We start from the raw sequence: 16998 nt of genomic DNA on the forward strand, positions 1-16998 counted from the left end.
GCTGATCCTTGCTCAGTCGGCCTTGACGGCAGGGGCCTGGCCATCGGCGCGCCACACGGTGCCAATGGCGACCGTCTTGAGTTTTTTCTGCCGGCCGTACCAGAAATTGACCAGGCCGCGCGAGAAGAACACCGATGAGAACATGCTGGTGACGATGCCCAGGCAGTGCACCACCGCGAACCCGCGCACCGGACCGGTGCCGAAGATCAGCAGCGCCAGGCCGGCGATCAGGGAGGTGACGTTGGAGTCCAGGATGGTGCCCCAGGCGTGGTCGTAGCCAGTGTTGATCGCCACCTGCGGGGAAGACCCACGGCGCAGTTCCTCGCGCACCCGTTCGTTGATCAGCACGTTGGAGTCGATCGCCATGCCCAGCGCCAGCGCCATGGCCGCGATGCCCGGCAGGGTGAGCGTGGCCTGCAGCATGGACAGCAGTGAGACCAGCAGCAGCAGGTTGAAGCCCAGCGCGATGCTCGAGAACGCGCCGAACAGCATGTAGTAGGCGCACATGAAGATCACGATGGCGACAAAGCCCCAGACCACGCTGTTGAAGCCCTTGGCGATGTTCTCCGCGCCCAGGCTGGGGCCGATGGTGCGCTCTTCGATGATTTCCATCGGCGCAGCCAGCGAGCCCGCACGCAACAGCAGCGCGGTGTCGTTCGCCTCCACGGTGGTCATGGCTCCGGAAATCTGCACCCGACCGCCACCGATCTCGCCGCGGATCACCGGCGCCGTGACGACTTCGCCCCGGCCTTTCTCGAAAAGGATGATGGCCATGCGCTTGCCCACGTTCTCGCGCGTCACGTCGCGGAAGATGCGCGCGCCCTTGGCATCGAGCGTGAGGTGCACCGCCGCTTCCTGGGTCTGGCTGTCGAAGCCGGCCTGGGCATCGGTGAGGTTCTCGCCGGTGAGCAGCACCTCGCGCTTGACGATGACCGCCTGGCCATTGGGCTCGGGATAGCGTTCCGAGCCAAAGGGCACCGGGCCGGTACCGCGCGTGGCGGCCTGGGCTTCCACGCTTTCGTCGACCATCCGAACTTCCAGCGTGGCCGTGCGGCCGAGGATGTCCTTGGCCTTGGCCGTGTCCTGCACGCCTGGCAACTGCACCACGATGCGGTCGGCGCCCTGCTGCTGGATCACCGGCTCGGCCACGCCCAGTTCGTTGATGCGGTTGTGCAGCGTGGTGATGTTCTGTTTGAGTGCCTGCTCCTGCACCTGGCGCGCGGCCTCGGGCGCGAAGGTCGCCACCAGCCGATCAGCAGCCTCACTCACCTGGAGGTCCGGAAACTGCTCGCGGATCAGGTCGCTCGCGGCTTGCAGGGTCTGGGCGTCGGCGGCGCGCAGTTCGATGCTCTGACCGTTGCGGCTGATGCCACTGTGGCGAACGCCCTTCTCACGCAGCAGGGTGCGCAGGTCGGCGGTGAGCACGTCGGCGCGGCGCTGCAGGGCCGCAGCCATGTCCACCTGCAGCATGAAATGCACGCCGCCGCGCAGGTCCAGGCCCAGGTACATGGGCGAGGCGCCCAGCGCGGCGAGCCACGCCGGCGTGCGTGGCAGCAGGTTGAGCGCGACCACGTACCCAGCCGCGTCGGCCTGGGGGTTGAGCGTCTTCTCAAGGGCATCGCGCGCCTTGAGCTGTTGATCGGTGTTCTCGAAACGGGCCTTGACCGAGTTGGCGTCAAGCTGGATCAGCGCGGCATTGATACCCTGCGCTGCCAGCGTCTGTTCGACCTGCGCGACCGTGCCACTGTCAATGCGCACTGTGGAACGGGCCGCCGACACCTGCACGGCGGGCGATTCGCCAAACAGGTTGGGCAGGGCATAGATGGCACTGATCAGCAGGGCGACCAGAATGATCGCGTACTTCCACAGCGGGTATCGGTTCATGGTGGCTCTCGGCGCAGGGGTTCCATATCGAGAACGCGGCGGAACCGGCTTTGCCGGGCCGCTCGCGTTGCCCCTTGAGGGGGAACGGGCCGGCGTCAGCCGGCCCGTTCAGGGTGGGTCTACTTGATCGTGCCTTTGGGCAGCACCTGCACAACGGCCGTGCGCTGCATCTGGACTTCCATTCCGTCGGCCAGTTCCACGCCGACATAGATTTCGCCGATCTTGGACACCTTGCCCAGCAGGCCTCCGGCGGTAACGATCTCGTCACCCTTGGCCAGCGCCTCGACCATGGCCTTGTGCTCCTTCTGGCGTTTGAGCTGGGGGCGGATCATCACAAAGTACAGCACCACGAACATCAGCACCAGCGGCAGCAGGCCCAGGATGGTGGATTGGGTGTCGCCACCGGCGGCGGCCTGGGCATAAGCGGAGGAAATGAACACGGGGGTCTCCAACAGGTTCAGGGGTCACGACAATGCCGAAGGCCCGGGACGCACCAAGCGTCGCCGGGCGCTCCGGACTCAACCCGGGATTGTATGCCGGGGGTCCCGTCCGCTCAGGCAGCGCGGGCCAGGTCGCTCGTGGGCGCTGGCTCGCGCCATTGCTGCAACAGGCGCTCGCGGCGGGTTCTGGCCGCGGCCAGGTGACGCGCCTTGACATGTCCGAAGCCCTTGATCTGCTCGGGGACGTTGGCGATGTCCACCGCCAACGCGTGGTTGTGGGCATCCAGCCCCGACAGGAGCCTCTCGACATCGGCGCGGTACTCGCCAATCAGGGCACGCTCGGTGCGGCGCTCCTCGGTGCGACCAAAGACATCCAGCGCCGTGCCGCGAAGCCCCTTGAGGCGCGCCAGCACCTTGAAGACCGTGAACATGCCGGGGCCGAAGGGCTGCTTGACCAGCTCGCCTCGCTCGTTCTGCTTGGCGATCAGCGGCGGTGCCAGGTGCAGCTTGAGCTTGTAGTCGCCCTCGAACTGGCTGGCCAGTCGGGCGTGGAAGGCCGGATCGCTGTGCAGGCGGGCCACCTCGTACTCGTCCTTGTAGGCCATGAGCTTGAACAGATAGCGCACCACCGCTTCGGTCAGCGCGGTCTTGCCCAGCGGGGCTTCGGCCGCGCGCACGCGTTCGACGAAAGCGCGGTACTGCGCGGCATAGCCGGCATTCTGGTAGCCCGTGAGGAACTCGACGCGCCGCGCGATAAGCTCGTCCAGCGAATCGCGCTTCCTGAACTGGATCACCTGCTCACCGCCGCCGGCCTTCTGCCAGAGTGCGGCCACAGCCTGCGGGTCGTGCGCGGCACGGCGGCCCCATTCAAAGGCCGCCTTGTTCTTCTCCACCTGCACGGCGTTGAGTTCGATGGCTAGCATCAGCGATTCGAGCGTCAGCGGCAGCCAGCCCTTCTGCCAGGCGTAGCCCAGCATCATGGGGTTGGTGTACAGGCTGTCGCCCATCAGGCGCGTGGCGGCGGTCTCGGCGTCGAAGGTGCCCACGGCATCGGCGCCCAGGCTGTGCACCAGCGCGTCCACGCAGGCCTGCGCGGGGTTCTGCCAGTCGGGGTTTTTCACGAAAGCCGCGGTCGGCGTGGCATTCACGTTGAGCGCGACGTGCGTGCGCCCCGCGCGCAGGCGTTGCCAGGTCTCCTTGTTGGCGCTCACGATCGGGTCGCACCCCAGGACCAGGTCGGCCGAGGCGGCCGAGACGCGTGTGGTGCGGATGTCCTCCTGCCGCGCGCCGATCAGCACATGGCTCCACGTTGCGCCCCCCTTCTGGGCCAGGCCGGCAGCGTCCTGCGTGACGATGCCCTTGCCTTCCAGGTGCGCGGCCACGCCCAGCAACTGGCCGATGGTGATCACGCCCGTACCACCGACACCGGCGACGATCACGCCCCAGGCTTCCGCGCCCAGCGCAGGCAGCGCGGGCTGGGGCAGCGTGCCGCCGGTCCATTCGATCTTTGCACCACCCTTGTCCTTCTTGCGCAACTGGCCGCCTTCGACGGTGACGAAGCTCGGGCAGAAGCCCTTGAGACACGAATAGTCCTTGTTGCAGGTGCTCTGGTTGATCGTGCGCCTGCGGCCGAACTCGGTCTCCAGGGGCTCGACCGACAGGCAGTTGGACTGCACGCCGCAGTCCCCACAGCCTTCGCACACCAGCTCGTTGATGACCACGCGCTTGTCCGGATCGACCATCGTGCCGCGCTTGCGGCGGCGGCGCTTCTCGGTGGCGCAGGTCTGATCGTAGATGATGACCGTTGTGCCCTTGATCTCGCGGAATTCGCGCTGCACGGCGTCCAGCGTGTCGCGGTGCTGAATCGCAATGCCCGCGGGCAAGCCGGTCACGCTTTCATACTTCTCCGGTTCGTCGGTCACGATGGCGATCTTCACCGCGCCCTCGGCGCGCATGCTTTGCGCGATCTGCACCACGCTGTGGCCTTCGGGCCGTTCGCCCACCTGCTGCCCGCCGGTCATGGCCACGGCGTCGTTGTAGAGAATCTTGTACGTGATGTTCACGCCGGCTGCGATGCTCTGGCGCACCGCCAGCAAACCACTGTGGAAATACGTGCCATCGCCGAGGTTGGCGAACATGTGCTGATCGTGGCTGAACGGTTGCTGGCCGACCCAGGGCACGCCCTCGCCCCCCATCTGCGTGAAGCCCACGGTGGCGCGGTCCATCCAGATGCTCATGAAGTGGCAGCCAATGCCGGCCATGGCGCGCGAACCTTCGGGCACCTTGGTGCTGGTGTTGTGCGGGCAACCCGAGCAGAACCAGGGCTGGCGCTCGGCACCGGCCACGCCCTGGGTGAGCAGCGTCTGCATCGACTGCTCCTGCGCGGTGAGGATGGCCAGTTGCGCGTCGATGCGCGCCATCACGTCCTCGGGCACCTGGCCCATCTTCTTCAGTCGTTTCGCGATGGCGCGCGCAATGATCGCGGGGGACAAGTCGGCGTTGGCGCGCAGCAGCGTGTGCGTGCTCGGGTTGGGCACGCTCCATTCGCCACCGGTGAAATCGCCCTCACCCTCGTCGAACTTGCCCAGCACGTTGGGCCGCACGTCGGGCCGCCAGTTGTAGAGCTCTTCCTTGAGCTGGTATTCGATGACCTGGCGCTTCTCCTCCACCACCAGGATTTCGCGCAGGCCGGTGGCGAACTCGCGCGTGGTCTGCGCTTCCAGCGGCCAGACCACCGCCACCTTGTGCAGGCGCAGGCCGATGCGCTGGCAGGTGGCATCGTCCAGACCCAGGTCCAGCAAGGCTTGGCGCGTGTCGTTGTACGCCTTGCCACTGGCGATCAGGCCGAGGCGGTCGTTCGGCCCGGCGATCACGTTGTGGTTGAGCTTGTTGGCGCGGATGTAGGCGAGCGCCGCGTACCACTTGAAGTCGAACAGGCGCGCCTCCTGGTCCAGCGCGTGGTCGGGCCAGCGGATGTGAACGCCGCCCGGCGGCATCTCGAACTCCGGAATCGCGATGCGCACGCGATCGGGATCGATGACCGCCGTGGCACTGGACTCGACGATCTCCTGGATCGTCTTCATGCCGGCCCACACACCGCTGAAGCGGCTCATGGCAAAGGCATGCAACCCCAGGTCGAGGATGTCCTGCACCGAGGTCGGGAAGAACACCGGCAGCCCACAGGCCTTGAAGATGTGGTCGCTCTGGTGCGCCGCGGTGGAACTCTTGGCCACATGGTCGTCGCCAGCCACCGCGATCACGCCACCCCAGGGCGTGGTGCCGGCCATGTTGGCGTGCTTGAACACATCCGAACAGCGGTCCACGCCCGGGCCCTTGCCGTACCAGATGCCGAACACGCCGTCGAACTTGTTGGTACCTGGGGGTGCAAAGCCCAGTTGCTGCGTGCCCCAGAGCGCGGTCGCGGCCAGTTCCTCGTTCACCCCGGGCTGGAACACGATGTTCTGCGCCTTCAGGTAGGTCGCGGCCTTCTGCAGCGCCTGGTCATACCCCCCCAGGGGCGAGCCGCGGTAGCCACTGACAAAGCCGGCAGTGTTCTTGCCCACCAGCGCGTCGCGCTGTCGCTGCAGCATGGGCAGCTTCACAAGCGCCTGCACCCCGCTCATGAAGGCGCGGCCCTGGTCGAGTGCGTACTTGTCGTCAAGCGTGACGGTTTCCAGCGCGCGGCGGATGTGGTCGGGCAAGGGGGCGTTCATCGGCTTGTCTCCGTGGGGGATGTGGGGCCTGCTTTGTGGGCGGGTCGTGAACAAGGCGTTCGCCGGATAGGCTCACGCCCTCAGTGTGGCGCACAGTGTATGCCCCGTTGCACGATAGGTGTTTGCGTTTCATGCCCGTTTTATCGATGATTGAGAAAGATTCATTCCCAAAACTGGCAATCATGGAAACACTGGACAAGTTTGATGTCGCCATCCTGCAAGAACTGCAAAACGACGGACGCCTGACCAACGCCGAACTGGCGCAGCGCGTGGGCCTGTCCGCAGCGCCCTGCTGGCGGCGTGTGCGGGCCCTGGAAAAGGCGGGTTTCATCACCGGCTACCGAGCCGAACTCAACCGCGAGAAGATCGGCCTGGGCGTACTGGCCTTCGTGCGCCTGGACGCCGAGCGCAACAGCGGCGACGCGCTGGACCGAATGGAGAAGGCCATCCGCGACATCCCGCAGATCGTGGCCTGCCACTACATCAGCGGCTCGGGCACCTTTGAATTGCAGGTGGTTGCGCCCGACTTGGCCGAGTTCAGCCGCTTCGCGCGCGAGGTGCTGATCCATCTGCCCAACGTAAAGGACCTGCACACCAGTTTTTCCCTGGGCGAGGTCAAATCCGGCAGCGCGCTGCCCCTGTCTCACCTGTCAACCAGAAGTACCACCACGGCAAAAGCAGTCCGAACTTGAGCGCTTTTTTCGCCGTTCATCTTCTGTTTTTAACCGTTGACTAACAATGTCTCTGTAAGTTGTTGAAATGTGTGAATTTTTTCCCACGCCAATCTTGTCGATGCAAGTGACTTTCCGTAACATCGCGCCACCAACAACCCGTGGGCCGCGTACCGAAAAGTGCACAGACCACATTTTTGCACCCACTTTTGAAGGAAACGCCGTGAAGAAAGCCCTGCTGCTCAAGTCCGCCCTGGCCGTCGCCCTGGCCACCCCGTTGCTGGCCTCGGCCGAATCGCAACTCGTCAGCGGCAGTGGCACCGCCACCGCCCGCCTGAACCTGCAGGTCGTGATTCCAGGCTTCATCGCCCTGAAGGTCGGTACCGGCGCCATCCTGTCGAACACCGCCACGGTGGATCTGGTGGACTTCGTGCTGACGGATCCGCAGGCCAGCGCGGACGGCAACGTCGCGGCCACCTCGGGTGGCGTGGTTCCGGTGCAACTGCTCTCCAACATCGGCAACGTGAACTTCTCATCGGCCGGCGCAGCACTCACCGACGGCACCGAATCGATCCCGCTGTCGCGCATCGCCGTCGCATCTGCCGGCACCTTGCCCCACCCGACCTTCGGCGCAGCGGCGACCACGGTGACCCCCACGTCGGGCCGCATCATCAACCGCACCAGCAACTGGACGTTCAGCTACAACCACCAGGGCGCCACAGCGCCTGTGGGCGCCGGCACCTACCAGACGCAGGTAACCTACACCGCCGTGGCCCCTTGACTCGCGGGTGAATGCAGACCGGCCAGACGGTGACCCTGGCCGGTGCGACGGAGGGGCCGCGGACCGCGACCCTCCGTTTGCTTTTGGCGTCACAGCCAAGCCCATCGGAAACCACCAGAACACACCTTGGCCGGAATGACGCCATGAAGCGCACCCATCGCCCCAGCTCACCCCGACAGCTCGTCGGTGCCTGCCTGGCGCTCCTGTGCGTGGCGGAGATGGCGGCCGCACATGCCTGGTCGCTGACCATCAACTCCGGCTCCCGTCGGCTGTTCCTCCACGTCGGCAACGGCGCCCTGAGCGGCTCGCAGGGCACGCTCAATGGCTCCACGGGCCGCAGCGGCATCGTCAACACCGTGCAGGTGGCGCCCACGGTGGCCCAGCTGATCAGCGGTACCGCCCTGGCCATGACCAGCGACAGCACCCAGAACATCAGCCTGTACGGCGACGGCAACAACACCTGCCCGACGCCGGCCAGTCAGGTCATGATCGGCGCGGGCTATCGCCGCAACAGCGGCGCGGCCAGTGCGACGCTGACGGTCGCATCTCCCACCACGCTCACCAACCTGGCCACGGGTGACACCATTCCGATCACCCAGATCAGTTGGACCGTCTCCGCTCCCGGCAGTGGCGTTCCGAACGTGATCCCCGCGGGAACCTTCACCGGGGGCACCCAGACGCTGGCCACCGTGCCGGGCAACACCTACATCGAGAACTGCCACACCTTCAGCTACGCCAACAGCGCCGTGCGGGGCGCGGGCACCTACACCGGCCAGGTCACCTATACCCTGGCCAGCCCATGATGCGGTTCAACCCTCTTTTTGTGGTGATCGTGTCCATGTGGATGGCGACGGCGGCCGTGGCCAACCCGCACCGGCTGGACGACTCGCTGAGCCACACGGTGCCGCCCAACGTGCAGATGCAGTGGCTGCCCTTGAAGTCAGGCCAGGCTTTCGCGGGAGGCATGGAGGCCTGGGTGCGCGTCAACATCCGCATCGACACCCGCGACTGGGTGGGCCGAAGTGGGCGCATCTACATGGTGCTGCCCCGTGACCAGGCCTCCGACATCGAGGCCGTCTGGACCACCCAAGGGCGCCTGCAGCCCGGGCGCCTGGTGTCGGGCGAACGCACCCTCGTCTTCGCAGGTACCATCCCCGCGGCCACCCTGGAAGACCAGATGCACGTGCGGCTGCGCTCGAACGCCGACTGGACATCCAGCAGCCGGCGCCTGAACTTCCACTTTGAACTCGACGTCGACTGAACCCGTCATGCCCATTGCGTCCTCAAAGTCCCTGATCCGCGCCTCGCGTGCCCGGCTGGGCTGGGCATGCACCAGTGTTCTGGCCTGCCTGCCTGTCGTCTCGCAGGCGCAGGGCTTCGCGGCCTACATCACGCCACCGCGCTTCGAGGTGCGCGCCACGCCCGGAGAGCCGCTGCGCCAGGTGCTGGAGATTCAGCACGTGGGGCAGCAAGCGGGCCGCTTTCGCATCTACACCAGCGACTGGACGCTCAATCCCGACAACTCCGTCACCTTCAGCACCGATCTCGCCGCAGACAGCTGCCGGCCCTGGGTGGCCATCGAGAAGCGCGAGCTGGTCATCGAACCCGGCGCGCGCTACCGCTACCGATTCGAAATCACCCCGCCCCCGGGCACGACGGCGCGCGAGTGCCGCTTCGCCCTCATGATCGAAGGCCTGGACGCCGCCAGGGCACAGGGCAGCCTGGACCTGCCCGTGGGGGGGCGCATCGGCGTCGTCGTGTACGCCGTCGTCGGCGATGCAGCACCGCTGCTGGAAATCGCGGCCACCAGGGTCGCCATGGTCGATGGCAAACCCACCGCCGTGGTCGAGGTGCGCAACCGCGGCAACGCCCACGGGCGGCTCGAAGGCTTCGTCAACGGCACCGATGCCTCCGGCGCGCGGTTCGAGATGGCGCCGGCCGACCTGCCCATCTTGTCTGGCGAGACCCGTGGTGTCGCGATCACGCCGGTCGCCGAAGAGGGCAAGCCCACGCCCGAGATCCGCTTCCCGCTCACCATCAAGGGCAATCTGGAGTGGGGCAAGAACCGCCTGCCGCTGGACGCCAGCTTCTCCCCATGAGGGGCGGGGTGAGACACCCATCCCGTTGCCTGTTGGCCTTGCTGGGATTCCTGATCCCGCTGCCAGGGGTCCTGGCGCAGGGTAGTACCCCGGCGCCATCCGGCGCCAGCGAACCGGCCCCCGCCTACGTGGATCGGGTGATCGAGAACCTGCCGCCCGAAACCGCCATCGACGGCGAAGCCTATGTCTACGACCGCGAGGGCCTGCCGCGTTTTCTGCGCCTGGAAACCCGCCTGGGCACCGAGCCGTTCGACCAGCGGCACGCCACCCGCATCGGCTACGGCATCTACGGTCTGCTCGAAACGCCCAACCACGGCACACTGTCGATCGATGGCACTTACGCGCCCCGCGGCAGCAGCGGCAGCATCACGCTGCGCCAGCGCGCCATGCCCCTGCAGGGTGGCTGGCTGACCAGCAACGAGCTTGGCGTGATCAACACACCCGCCCCGGCCATGACGCGCCTGCCCTCTCGGGTGTATGTTCCCTCGGCCCTCCTGCAAGGCGTGAGCACCGAATGGGAAAACCCGGGCCAGGGCATCCAGTTGCAGGCCTCCGCCGGCGAACCCGGGCAGCTGGGGTTTCTGCCAGCGAGCAGTTTTCGCAGTTTGCCGGGGCGACGCACCACGTTGGGAGGTCAGTGGCGGATCAACGCGGCAGAAGCCGACCCGCTGTCCCAGGAGGGCTGGACGCTGGCCATGAGGCACGAGGACGCGCGCGGCGTGTCCGTCTTCGACAGCCCGCAGCAGCCCGGTGACATCGTCGATGTGGACTCGACCCTGTTGGCCCTGAGGCACGAGGGCGCGCAACACCGCGTCCAGGGTCAGGTGGTGAGCACCCGGGCGAGCCAACTGAGCGGTGGCCGAAACGGCTTCTGGATCGACGGCGAATGGGACGACGGCCCGCGCAAGCATGGGGCGGGCGCGTACCGCCTGGAACCCGACCTGAGCTGGGCGCAGTTGCCGCTGGCGAACAACGTCGTTGGGGCCTACCTGCGCTCGAGCTGGCGCACGCGCCAGTGGTCGGCGGAAGGCTCGGTCGACTGGCTTGATTCCATCGTCGGCGGTGGCGGCAGCGGTTTCTTCGCAACAGGATCGGCGCGCTGGCGGCTCAACCGCGACCACTCGCTGGGCGCGGGCACAGCGGTGCGCCAGTTCAATGGCAAGGCCTGGAGCACCTACGGTGACTGGCGTTTCCGCAACGGCTGGGGTTCGAGTGGCCTGCGCCTGGAGTTCACCGGCGACGACAGCCAGGCCGACTCGCGCGGATTGACCTGGGACCAGGATTGGGAGGTGCCGCAGGGCTGGGCACTCTCCACCAGCCTGGGTGCCACCGCCTATTCCGCCACCGAGTTCCAGTCGGCGGAAACCGCGTGGAGCGCAGCCATGAGCCTGGCAGCGCCGCTGAGCGGCAAGGCCAGCATGCGCGGCAACCTCATCACCGAGCGCAGCAACGCCGGGCGCACGCGCCACAGCCTGAACCTCGGTGCCCAGTGGCGCATGAATCCGCGCTGGAGCCTGGAGGGCAACTACTACCGGTCCACGGGGCGCAGCCGAGTGAGCCGCACGCTCGACCCCTTGGCACCGGTGCCGCAGACAATCGCGGATTCGGACCGCTCGTTCTATGCCGTGCTGCGCTACGAATTCGAAGCCGGCAGCCGCAACGTGCCGCTCGGGGGCAAGGCGTCCGACGGCGGCGGCCGCATCGAAGGCACGGTGTATTTCGACGCCAACCGCAGCGGCACCCAGGAAGCCAGCGAAACCGGCGTGCCCAATGTCACGGTGTACCTGGACAACCGCTACGCCGTGCGCACCGACAGCCAGGGCCGCTTCGAGTTCCCGTTCGTCGCCCAGGGCCCGCGCACGGTAAGTGTGCGCAGCGACACCCTGCCGCTGCCCTGGAACGTCGTCGACGAAGGTCAATCCCGGGTGGACGTGCGCCTGCGCGAGAGCGTCAGCCTCACCATTCCGGTGCAGCGCAGCGAGTGACCGGAGGCCTCTTCGGGGCGCGCCGCCCCCCGCAGGCCTACACGAATCGGGGATTCAAGTTCGGGTGGGAGGGGCCGATAGTGGTGCATGAGCGCCGCAAAACACCCTCTTTTCCTCGCTTTGGCCGCCAGCGCCCTGGTGCTGGCGCCGTCGACCAGCATCGGTGAAAGCGTGCTGGCCAGCACGGGAAAAGCCAGCGCGACGCTGGAGCTCCGCATCATCATCCCGCCCGTCATGCAGGTGCTGGAAAACAGCCACCCCTTGCGCATGGACGCCGAAGCCAGTGGCGACTGGAGCGCCGAGCAGCGGCTGGTGGTGGTCTCCAACATGAAGCGCGGGTTCTGCGTCACCCTGCGCATGAGTGCCCCGGAAGTGGAAGCCTGGCGCCTGAACACGCCGAAGACCGGGGGTGTCACGCTCAACCCGGTGAGCGACGGCTATCGGCTGTGCGCGCCCCGCCCAGGTCGGTACACACTGCTGCTGCAGCACGAATTTGCCGCCGCCACCACCCAGCGCACCAACACGGGCGCCCTGCGCTGGCCGGTTCAGACCGACATCACCGCACTCTAAAGTACTCGTTCGTGGTCGCTCGCCCACGTATCCAGTGTCGGGATGTAAACCTTCGCGGGGTACCGCCGCGCATGTGAGCCCCAAAAAATGCTGCACTGCGCCATTTTGTTCTGTACTTAACGCCAGCCCGGACCCAGAGCGGCCGGAACGCTGACGAGACCAGGGGCATCAGCGGTCCAGAAGGACCGCGATAGCGCCCTCATCGCGTGCCCGCGAGGCCCTGCGCATCACCGACGCGGCGCTTTCACGAAGACCGACACATCAGCCATCGAGACCGTCGCTCAAGTGCGGCTGGACGCCGTTGCGCTGCCACACACGGCGGATGGTGGTGGCACTCAAACCGAGATGCGATGCCAGGCTGCGCGTGCTCCATTGCGCGGCGGAAACCGGCTGCTCATACAGCGTCGTCGCAAGGATGCAGGACTCGACGGCTGAGGTCACGTTCGGTACACGACCCGAACGCTCCGCGTCGTGCAGCAGCGAAGCAAGACCGCCATCGAGAAAGCGTCTGCGCCACAACGCCACCTGCCGACGGTCAAGCTTGACCTCGATGGCAATGTCCTTGTTCTGCCAACCCTGGGCCGCCAACAGGATGACGGTGGCGCGCTGTTGGACGCGCGCCTCCACCCGACGGCCCTTGGCCAGCGAGCGCAATTCGCGTTCGGTTTTCGTGTCCAGTTTTATCGCTTCGGCAACCCGCATCGCATGAACCTCCTGCGCCTCTAGAACCCGTCGACTCACATAAGTTCAATCAATTTCGGCGCACTCAATCGTTGCACTGTCAGACAGCGCATCCTGCCTGTGTCCATCCATTGCAAGCCTTGTTTGCGAACTCATGGTTCGTTACATGCAGGACTTTGAGCGTGTTCTAAAAATAGAAACACACACGCAGAGTTGCATGACTGCGTGACATCAACGAACTCAGAGAGGCCATGTATGTCGAGCTTCAGTCACTGCGCGCCAGCGCGCCCCAACGGGGTGCATTCGATGGCAACACACGGACCGCCATCACGGCCCGATGGCCCACGCAACGGGCGCTGACATGGCCCGCGCCCACGCACAAGCGCTTGAAGCGCAGCGCGCGCCGTCGGCCAATGCCCCGGGCACCGTCGTTCCGCTTTACAACGAACACGACCTCGCGCGCAGCCTCGCACCTTGGGCAGACCTCACGCAACGTCAGCAGAAGGCGAAGGTGTGGCTGGTGTTCACCGACCTGAGCGTGCTGGCGTTCTGCTTCGTTGCAGGGCGCATGCCCGCCTGGTTCCGGGACGACGTGAGTCTTCTGCAGACTGCCAACGTCTGGTGGGCCAACAACGGACACTTGCGCACCACGCTGTTCGCCGTCGTGGCGCTGGCCATGGTGAGCTGGATGGGGACGGTGCAGGGCCACTACTCGGCGCACCGCCGCAAGCCCTGGTGGGATGAGGCCCGCGAGATGATTCAGGTCGTCGTGCTCGCTGCGTTGCTCGACGCGATGGTCATCTACCTTGCCAAGTGGCCGCTCTCCCGCTTGTGGACAGGCGCCACCTGGGGCCTGGCGTTCATCTGTCTGCCGCTGACCCGTCTGATCGTGCGGAACTGGTTGCTGCGCGCGGGCCTGCTCACGCAGCCCTATGTGCTGATTGGCCACCCGGAAGACGTGGAAAAAGCTGCAGCGGCGCTGGCCAGCGAACCACTGCTGGGCTACCAGCCGGTGGCGGTGGTCGCCCCGGATCCGGGTGCGCGAATGGTCCGGCTCGGCGACGGGCAGGTGGCCGCACCCACCGCCCTCACGCCCGGTGTTCGCGAGTTTCTCGCGCGACCCGGTCCGCATCAGTTGGTGGGCGTGCTGGGTGTGCGGGACAACAACTGGCTGCGCGAGCTCGCGCAGGAACTCATGCTCACCCGCGACGACCTTGTCATGGTCCCCGCGATCGGTGGACTGCCCATCTACGGCATGGAGGTGTCGCACTTCTTCAGCCACGACGTGCTGCTGCTGCGCGCCCGCAACAACCTCAACCGCCGTGGTCCGCAGGTGATCAAGCGCGCACTGGACATCGTGGGCGCCGCCACCTTGCTCGTGCTGCTGTCACCCCTGTTTTCCTGGGTCGCGTGGCGCATCAAGCGCGACGACGCCGGCCCGGTTTTCTTCGTTCAGAAGCGCGTGGGCGCGGACGGCCGGCTTTTCAACTTCATCAAGTTCCGCAGCATGGTGATGGACGCCGAAGCCGCGCTGGAACGCTGGAAGACCGAGAACGAAAAACTCTATGTCCAGTACCTCGCCAGCAATTTCAAACTGGCCAAGGACCCGCGCATCACGAACATCGGCCATCTCATCCGTCGCACCAGCATCGACGAGCTGCCGCAGCTCATCAACGTCCTTCGCGGCGAAATGAGCCTGGTGGGGCCACGGCCTTTGCTGGCCCGGGAACTGGGCGAGTACGGCAACAGCATCGCCGCGTACGGCAAAGCCCGCCCGGGCATCACCGGCCTGTGGCAGATCAGTGGTCGCAGCGCCAGCACCTTCCAGCACCGCATCAACATGGACCTCTGGTACGTGCGCAACTGGTCGCTCTGGTACGACCTCGTGATCATGTTGCGCACCGTGCGGGTGGTGATCAAGCAAGAAGGCGCCTGCTGATGCGGCGCTCCCTCAACACCGAAAGCCACTCGTCATGAGCACTACCGACACCATCTACGTTGCAGGTCACCGGGGCATGGTGGGCTCCGCCATCGTGCGCCAGTTGCGGGCCGCCGGCCACCCGGCCGACCGTCTCGTCACGCTCACGCACGCCCAACTGGATCTGACCGACCAGGCGGCCGTGCGCACCTTCTTCGCGAAGGCCCGGCCACAACAGGTCTACCTTGCCGCCGCCAAGGTGGGGGGCATCCACGCCAACAACGTGTTTCCCGCCGACTTCATCTATCAGAACCTGATGATCCAGGCGAACGTGATCGAGGCCGCCTTCTGCAACGGCGTGCAGAAGCTGCTCTTCCTTGGCTCCAGCTGCATCTACCCGCGGCTCGCGCCACAGCCCATGAAAGAGCGTGCCCTGCTCACCGGGCCGCTGGAGGCCACCAACGAGCCGTATGCGGTGGCCAAGATTGCCGGCATCAAGCTGTGTGAAAGCTACAACCGGCAGTTCGGTGCCAGCCACGGTGTGGACTACCGCTGCGTCATGCCCACCAACCTGTACGGGCCGGGCGACAACTACCACCCGCAGAACAGCCACGTGATCCCCGCTCTGATCCGGCGGTTTCACGAAGCCAAGCTGTCAGGGGCGCCCGAGGTGACCATCTGGGGCAGCGGCACGCCAATGCGCGAGTTTCTGTACATCGACGACATGGCCGCCGCCTGCCTGCACGTGATGAACCTGCCCAAGGCCACCTACGAGCAGCACGTCCAGCCCATGCTCAGCCACATCAACGTGGGTTGTGGAAGGGACATGACCATCGCCGAACTCGCCGACCGGATCGCTCACGCCACCGGCTTCGAGGGCGAGATCCGTTTCGACGCCGACAAGCCCGACGGCGCACCCCGCAAGCTCATGGACAGCAGCCTCCTGGGCCGGCTGGGCTGGAAAGCCAGGGTCGATCTGTCGTCCGGACTGGCCCTGACGTACCAGGACTTTCTCAGGCAGCAACCCGTCGCCACCCTGCGCCAGCTCGAGACCGCGCTGTGAAGAAGTCCCCATCCATCCCACCTACCCGGAGATCCATCCCATGACCAAGAACCCGCTCTTCAAAGTCTGGCCGAAAGTCGCGCTCATCACCGGCATCACCGGGCAGGACGGTTCGTACCTTGCGGAGCTGCTGCTCGCCAAGGGCTACATCGTGCACGGCATCAAGCGTCGCAGCTGCCAGTTCAACACCCAGCGCGTCGACCACCTCTACGAGGACCCGCACATCAACAATGCGCGCTTCCACCTGCACTACGGCGACCTGAGCGACACCAGCAACCTCATCCGCATCGTGCAGGAAACCCAGCCCGACGAGATCTACAACCTGGGCGCCCAGAGTCACGTGGCCGTGAGTTTCGAGAGTCCGGAATACACCGCCGATGTGGACGCCCTGGGCGCTCTGCGCCTGCTGGAGGCCATCCGCATCCTCGGGCTGGAGAAGAAGACCCGCTTCTACCAGGCCAGCACCTCCGAACTGTTCGGGCTGGTGCAGGAAGTACCTCAGAAGGAGACCACCCCGTTCTATCCGCGCAGCCCCTACGCCGTGGCCAAGCTCTACGCGTACTGGATTGTCGTGAACTACCGCGAGGCCTACGGCATGTACGCGTGCAACGGCATCCTGTTCAACCACGAGTCACCCCGCCGCGGTGAAACCTTCGTGACCCGCAAGATCACGCGCGGCCTGGCCAACATCGCCCAGGGCCTGGAGGACTGCCTCTACATGGGCAACCTGGACTCGCTGCGCGACTGGGGCCATGCCAAGGACTATGTGCGCATGCAGTGGCTGATGTTGCAGCAGAAAGAGCCAGAGGACTTCGTCATCGCCACCGGCGTGCAATACAGCGTGCGCCAGTTCATCGACATGGCCGCCCGGGAGTTGGGCATCACGCTGCGCTTCGAGGGTGACGGCGTGAGCGAGCGCGGCATCGTGCAGAGCATCGAGGGAGACAAGGCCCCGGCGCTGCAGCCTGGCGACGTCATCGTGAAAGTGGACCCCCGCTACTTCCGGCCCACCGAGGTGGAAACCTTGCTGGGCGACCCCGCGAGAGCGAAGAACAAGCTGGGCTGGGTGCCGCAGATCGCGCTGCAGGAAATGGTGACCGAGATGGCGAGCGCCGATCTGAACGACGCACAGCGCCACGCCCTGCTCAAGCACCACGGTTACGCCATCGCGGTGTCGAGCGAACACTGATCCT

Annotated in this window: 14 protein-coding genes; 10 read left to right on the plus strand and 4 right to left on the minus strand. The window is 66.0% G+C overall.

What is annotated here, in order from left to right:
• Positions 1–12: 12 nt before the first annotated feature.
• The 3 genes from secD to AB7P10_RS15910 form a co-directional block, all read right to left on the minus strand.
• The gene (gene secD / locus AB7P10_RS15900; protein WP_428294825.1) at positions 13–1884 is read right to left on the minus strand and encodes a protein translocase subunit SecD; all 1872 of its coding nucleotides are present in this window, start codon (positions 1882–1884) and stop codon (positions 13–15) included.
• Positions 1885–2003: 119 nt separating this feature from the next.
• On the minus strand, positions 2004–2324 hold the full coding sequence (gene yajC, locus AB7P10_RS15905; RefSeq protein ID WP_428294826.1) for a preprotein translocase subunit YajC: 321 nt from the start codon (positions 2322–2324) through the stop codon (positions 2004–2006).
• Positions 2325–2437: 113 nt separating this feature from the next.
• Positions 2438–6037: an indolepyruvate ferredoxin oxidoreductase family protein gene (locus tag AB7P10_RS15910; protein ID WP_428294827.1), complete on the minus strand. Its 3600-nt coding sequence runs from the start codon at positions 6035–6037 to the stop codon at positions 2438–2440.
• A 182-nt stretch (positions 6038–6219) separates the two neighbouring features.
• Here AB7P10_RS15910 and AB7P10_RS15915 point away from each other — a divergent pair, with 182 nt between their 5' ends.
• The 7 genes from AB7P10_RS15915 to AB7P10_RS15945 all read left to right on the plus strand — a co-directional run bounded on the left by AB7P10_RS15915 (position 6220) and on the right by AB7P10_RS15945 (position 12143).
• On the plus strand, positions 6220–6729 hold the full coding sequence (locus AB7P10_RS15915) for an Lrp/AsnC family transcriptional regulator (RefSeq protein WP_428294828.1): 510 nt from the start codon (positions 6220–6222) through the stop codon (positions 6727–6729).
• Between the two features lie 202 nt (positions 6730–6931).
• Positions 6932–7489 carry a hypothetical protein gene (locus AB7P10_RS15920; protein ID WP_428294829.1) on the plus strand — a complete coding sequence of 186 codons (558 nt, stop codon included), beginning with the start codon at positions 6932–6934 and terminating at the stop codon, positions 7487–7489.
• Positions 7490–7632: 143 nt separating this feature from the next.
• Positions 7633–8292: a hypothetical protein gene (locus AB7P10_RS15925; protein WP_428294830.1), complete on the plus strand. Its 660-nt coding sequence runs from the start codon at positions 7633–7635 to the stop codon at positions 8290–8292.
• Positions 8289–8750: a hypothetical protein gene (locus AB7P10_RS15930; RefSeq protein ID WP_428294831.1), complete on the plus strand. Its 462-nt coding sequence runs from the start codon at positions 8289–8291 to the stop codon at positions 8748–8750. The genes AB7P10_RS15925 and AB7P10_RS15930 overlap by 4 nt, the downstream gene beginning before the upstream one ends.
• A gap of 7 nt (positions 8751–8757) precedes the next feature.
• A complete protein-coding gene (locus AB7P10_RS15935; protein WP_428294832.1) occupies positions 8758–9588 on the plus strand; it encodes a hypothetical protein in 831 nt (276 codons plus the stop codon).
• Positions 9589–9596: 8 nt separating this feature from the next.
• Positions 9597–11573 (plus strand): carboxypeptidase-like regulatory domain-containing protein, encoded by a 1977-nt coding sequence (locus AB7P10_RS15940; protein ID WP_428294833.1) that lies wholly within the window; start codon positions 9597–9599, stop codon positions 11571–11573.
• A gap of 87 nt (positions 11574–11660) precedes the next feature.
• A complete protein-coding gene (locus AB7P10_RS15945; RefSeq protein ID WP_428294834.1) occupies positions 11661–12143 on the plus strand; it encodes a hypothetical protein in 483 nt (160 codons plus the stop codon).
• Positions 12144–12404: 261 nt separating this feature from the next.
• On the opposite strand, the gene AB7P10_RS15950 is transcribed toward AB7P10_RS15945, so the two are convergent.
• Entirely contained in the window at positions 12405–12845 is a 441-nt protein-coding gene (locus AB7P10_RS15950; RefSeq protein ID WP_428294835.1) for a helix-turn-helix domain-containing protein, read from the minus strand.
• A 340-nt stretch (positions 12846–13185) separates the two neighbouring features.
• Here AB7P10_RS15950 and wbaP point away from each other — a divergent pair, with 340 nt between their 5' ends.
• The 3 genes from wbaP to gmd are packed head-to-tail and all read left to right on the plus strand — an operon-like array spanning position 13186 to position 16994.
• Positions 13186–14763 (plus strand): undecaprenyl-phosphate galactose phosphotransferase WbaP, encoded by a 1578-nt coding sequence (wbaP, locus tag AB7P10_RS15955; protein ID WP_428294836.1) that lies wholly within the window; start codon positions 13186–13188, stop codon positions 14761–14763.
• A 34-nt stretch (positions 14764–14797) separates the two neighbouring features.
• A complete protein-coding gene (locus AB7P10_RS15960; RefSeq protein ID WP_428294837.1) occupies positions 14798–15805 on the plus strand; it encodes a GDP-L-fucose synthase family protein in 1008 nt (335 codons plus the stop codon).
• A gap of 40 nt (positions 15806–15845) precedes the next feature.
• Positions 15846–16994, plus strand: a complete 1149-nt coding sequence (gene gmd / locus AB7P10_RS15965) for a GDP-mannose 4,6-dehydratase (protein ID WP_428294838.1) — start codon at positions 15846–15848, stop codon at positions 16992–16994.
• Positions 16995–16998 lie beyond the last annotated feature (4 nt).

This window comes from Hydrogenophaga sp. (assembly GCF_050182545.1).
Classification (GTDB): Bacteria; Pseudomonadota; Gammaproteobacteria; order Burkholderiales; family Burkholderiaceae_C; genus Hydrogenophaga.

Excerpts from the sequence above, each read along its gene's own strand:
- AB7P10_RS15950 (WP_428294835.1), bottom strand. The coding sequence starts at position 12,845 with ATGCGGGTTGCCGAAGCGATAAAACTGGACACGAAAACCGAACGCGAA.
- AB7P10_RS15910 (WP_428294827.1), bottom strand. The coding sequence starts at position 6,037 with ATGAACGCCCCCTTGCCCGACCACATCCGCCGCGCGCTGGAAACCGTC.
- AB7P10_RS15930 (WP_428294831.1), top strand. The coding sequence starts at position 8,289 with ATGATGCGGTTCAACCCTCTTTTTGTGGTGATCGTGTCCATGTGGATG.
- AB7P10_RS15935 (WP_428294832.1), top strand. The coding sequence starts at position 8,758 with ATGCCCATTGCGTCCTCAAAGTCCCTGATCCGCGCCTCGCGTGCCCGG.
- AB7P10_RS15945 (WP_428294834.1), top strand. The coding sequence starts at position 11,661 with ATGAGCGCCGCAAAACACCCTCTTTTCCTCGCTTTGGCCGCCAGCGCC.
- wbaP (WP_428294836.1), top strand. The coding sequence starts at position 13,186 with ATGGCCCGCGCCCACGCACAAGCGCTTGAAGCGCAGCGCGCGCCGTCG.
- AB7P10_RS15925 (WP_428294830.1), top strand. The coding sequence starts at position 7,633 with ATGAAGCGCACCCATCGCCCCAGCTCACCCCGACAGCTCGTCGGTGCC.
- AB7P10_RS15915 (WP_428294828.1), top strand. The coding sequence starts at position 6,220 with ATGGAAACACTGGACAAGTTTGATGTCGCCATCCTGCAAGAACTGCAA.
- secD (WP_428294825.1), bottom strand. The coding sequence starts at position 1,884 with ATGAACCGATACCCGCTGTGGAAGTACGCGATCATTCTGGTCGCCCTG.
- gmd (WP_428294838.1), top strand. The coding sequence starts at position 15,846 with ATGACCAAGAACCCGCTCTTCAAAGTCTGGCCGAAAGTCGCGCTCATC.
- AB7P10_RS15960 (WP_428294837.1), top strand. The coding sequence starts at position 14,798 with ATGAGCACTACCGACACCATCTACGTTGCAGGTCACCGGGGCATGGTG.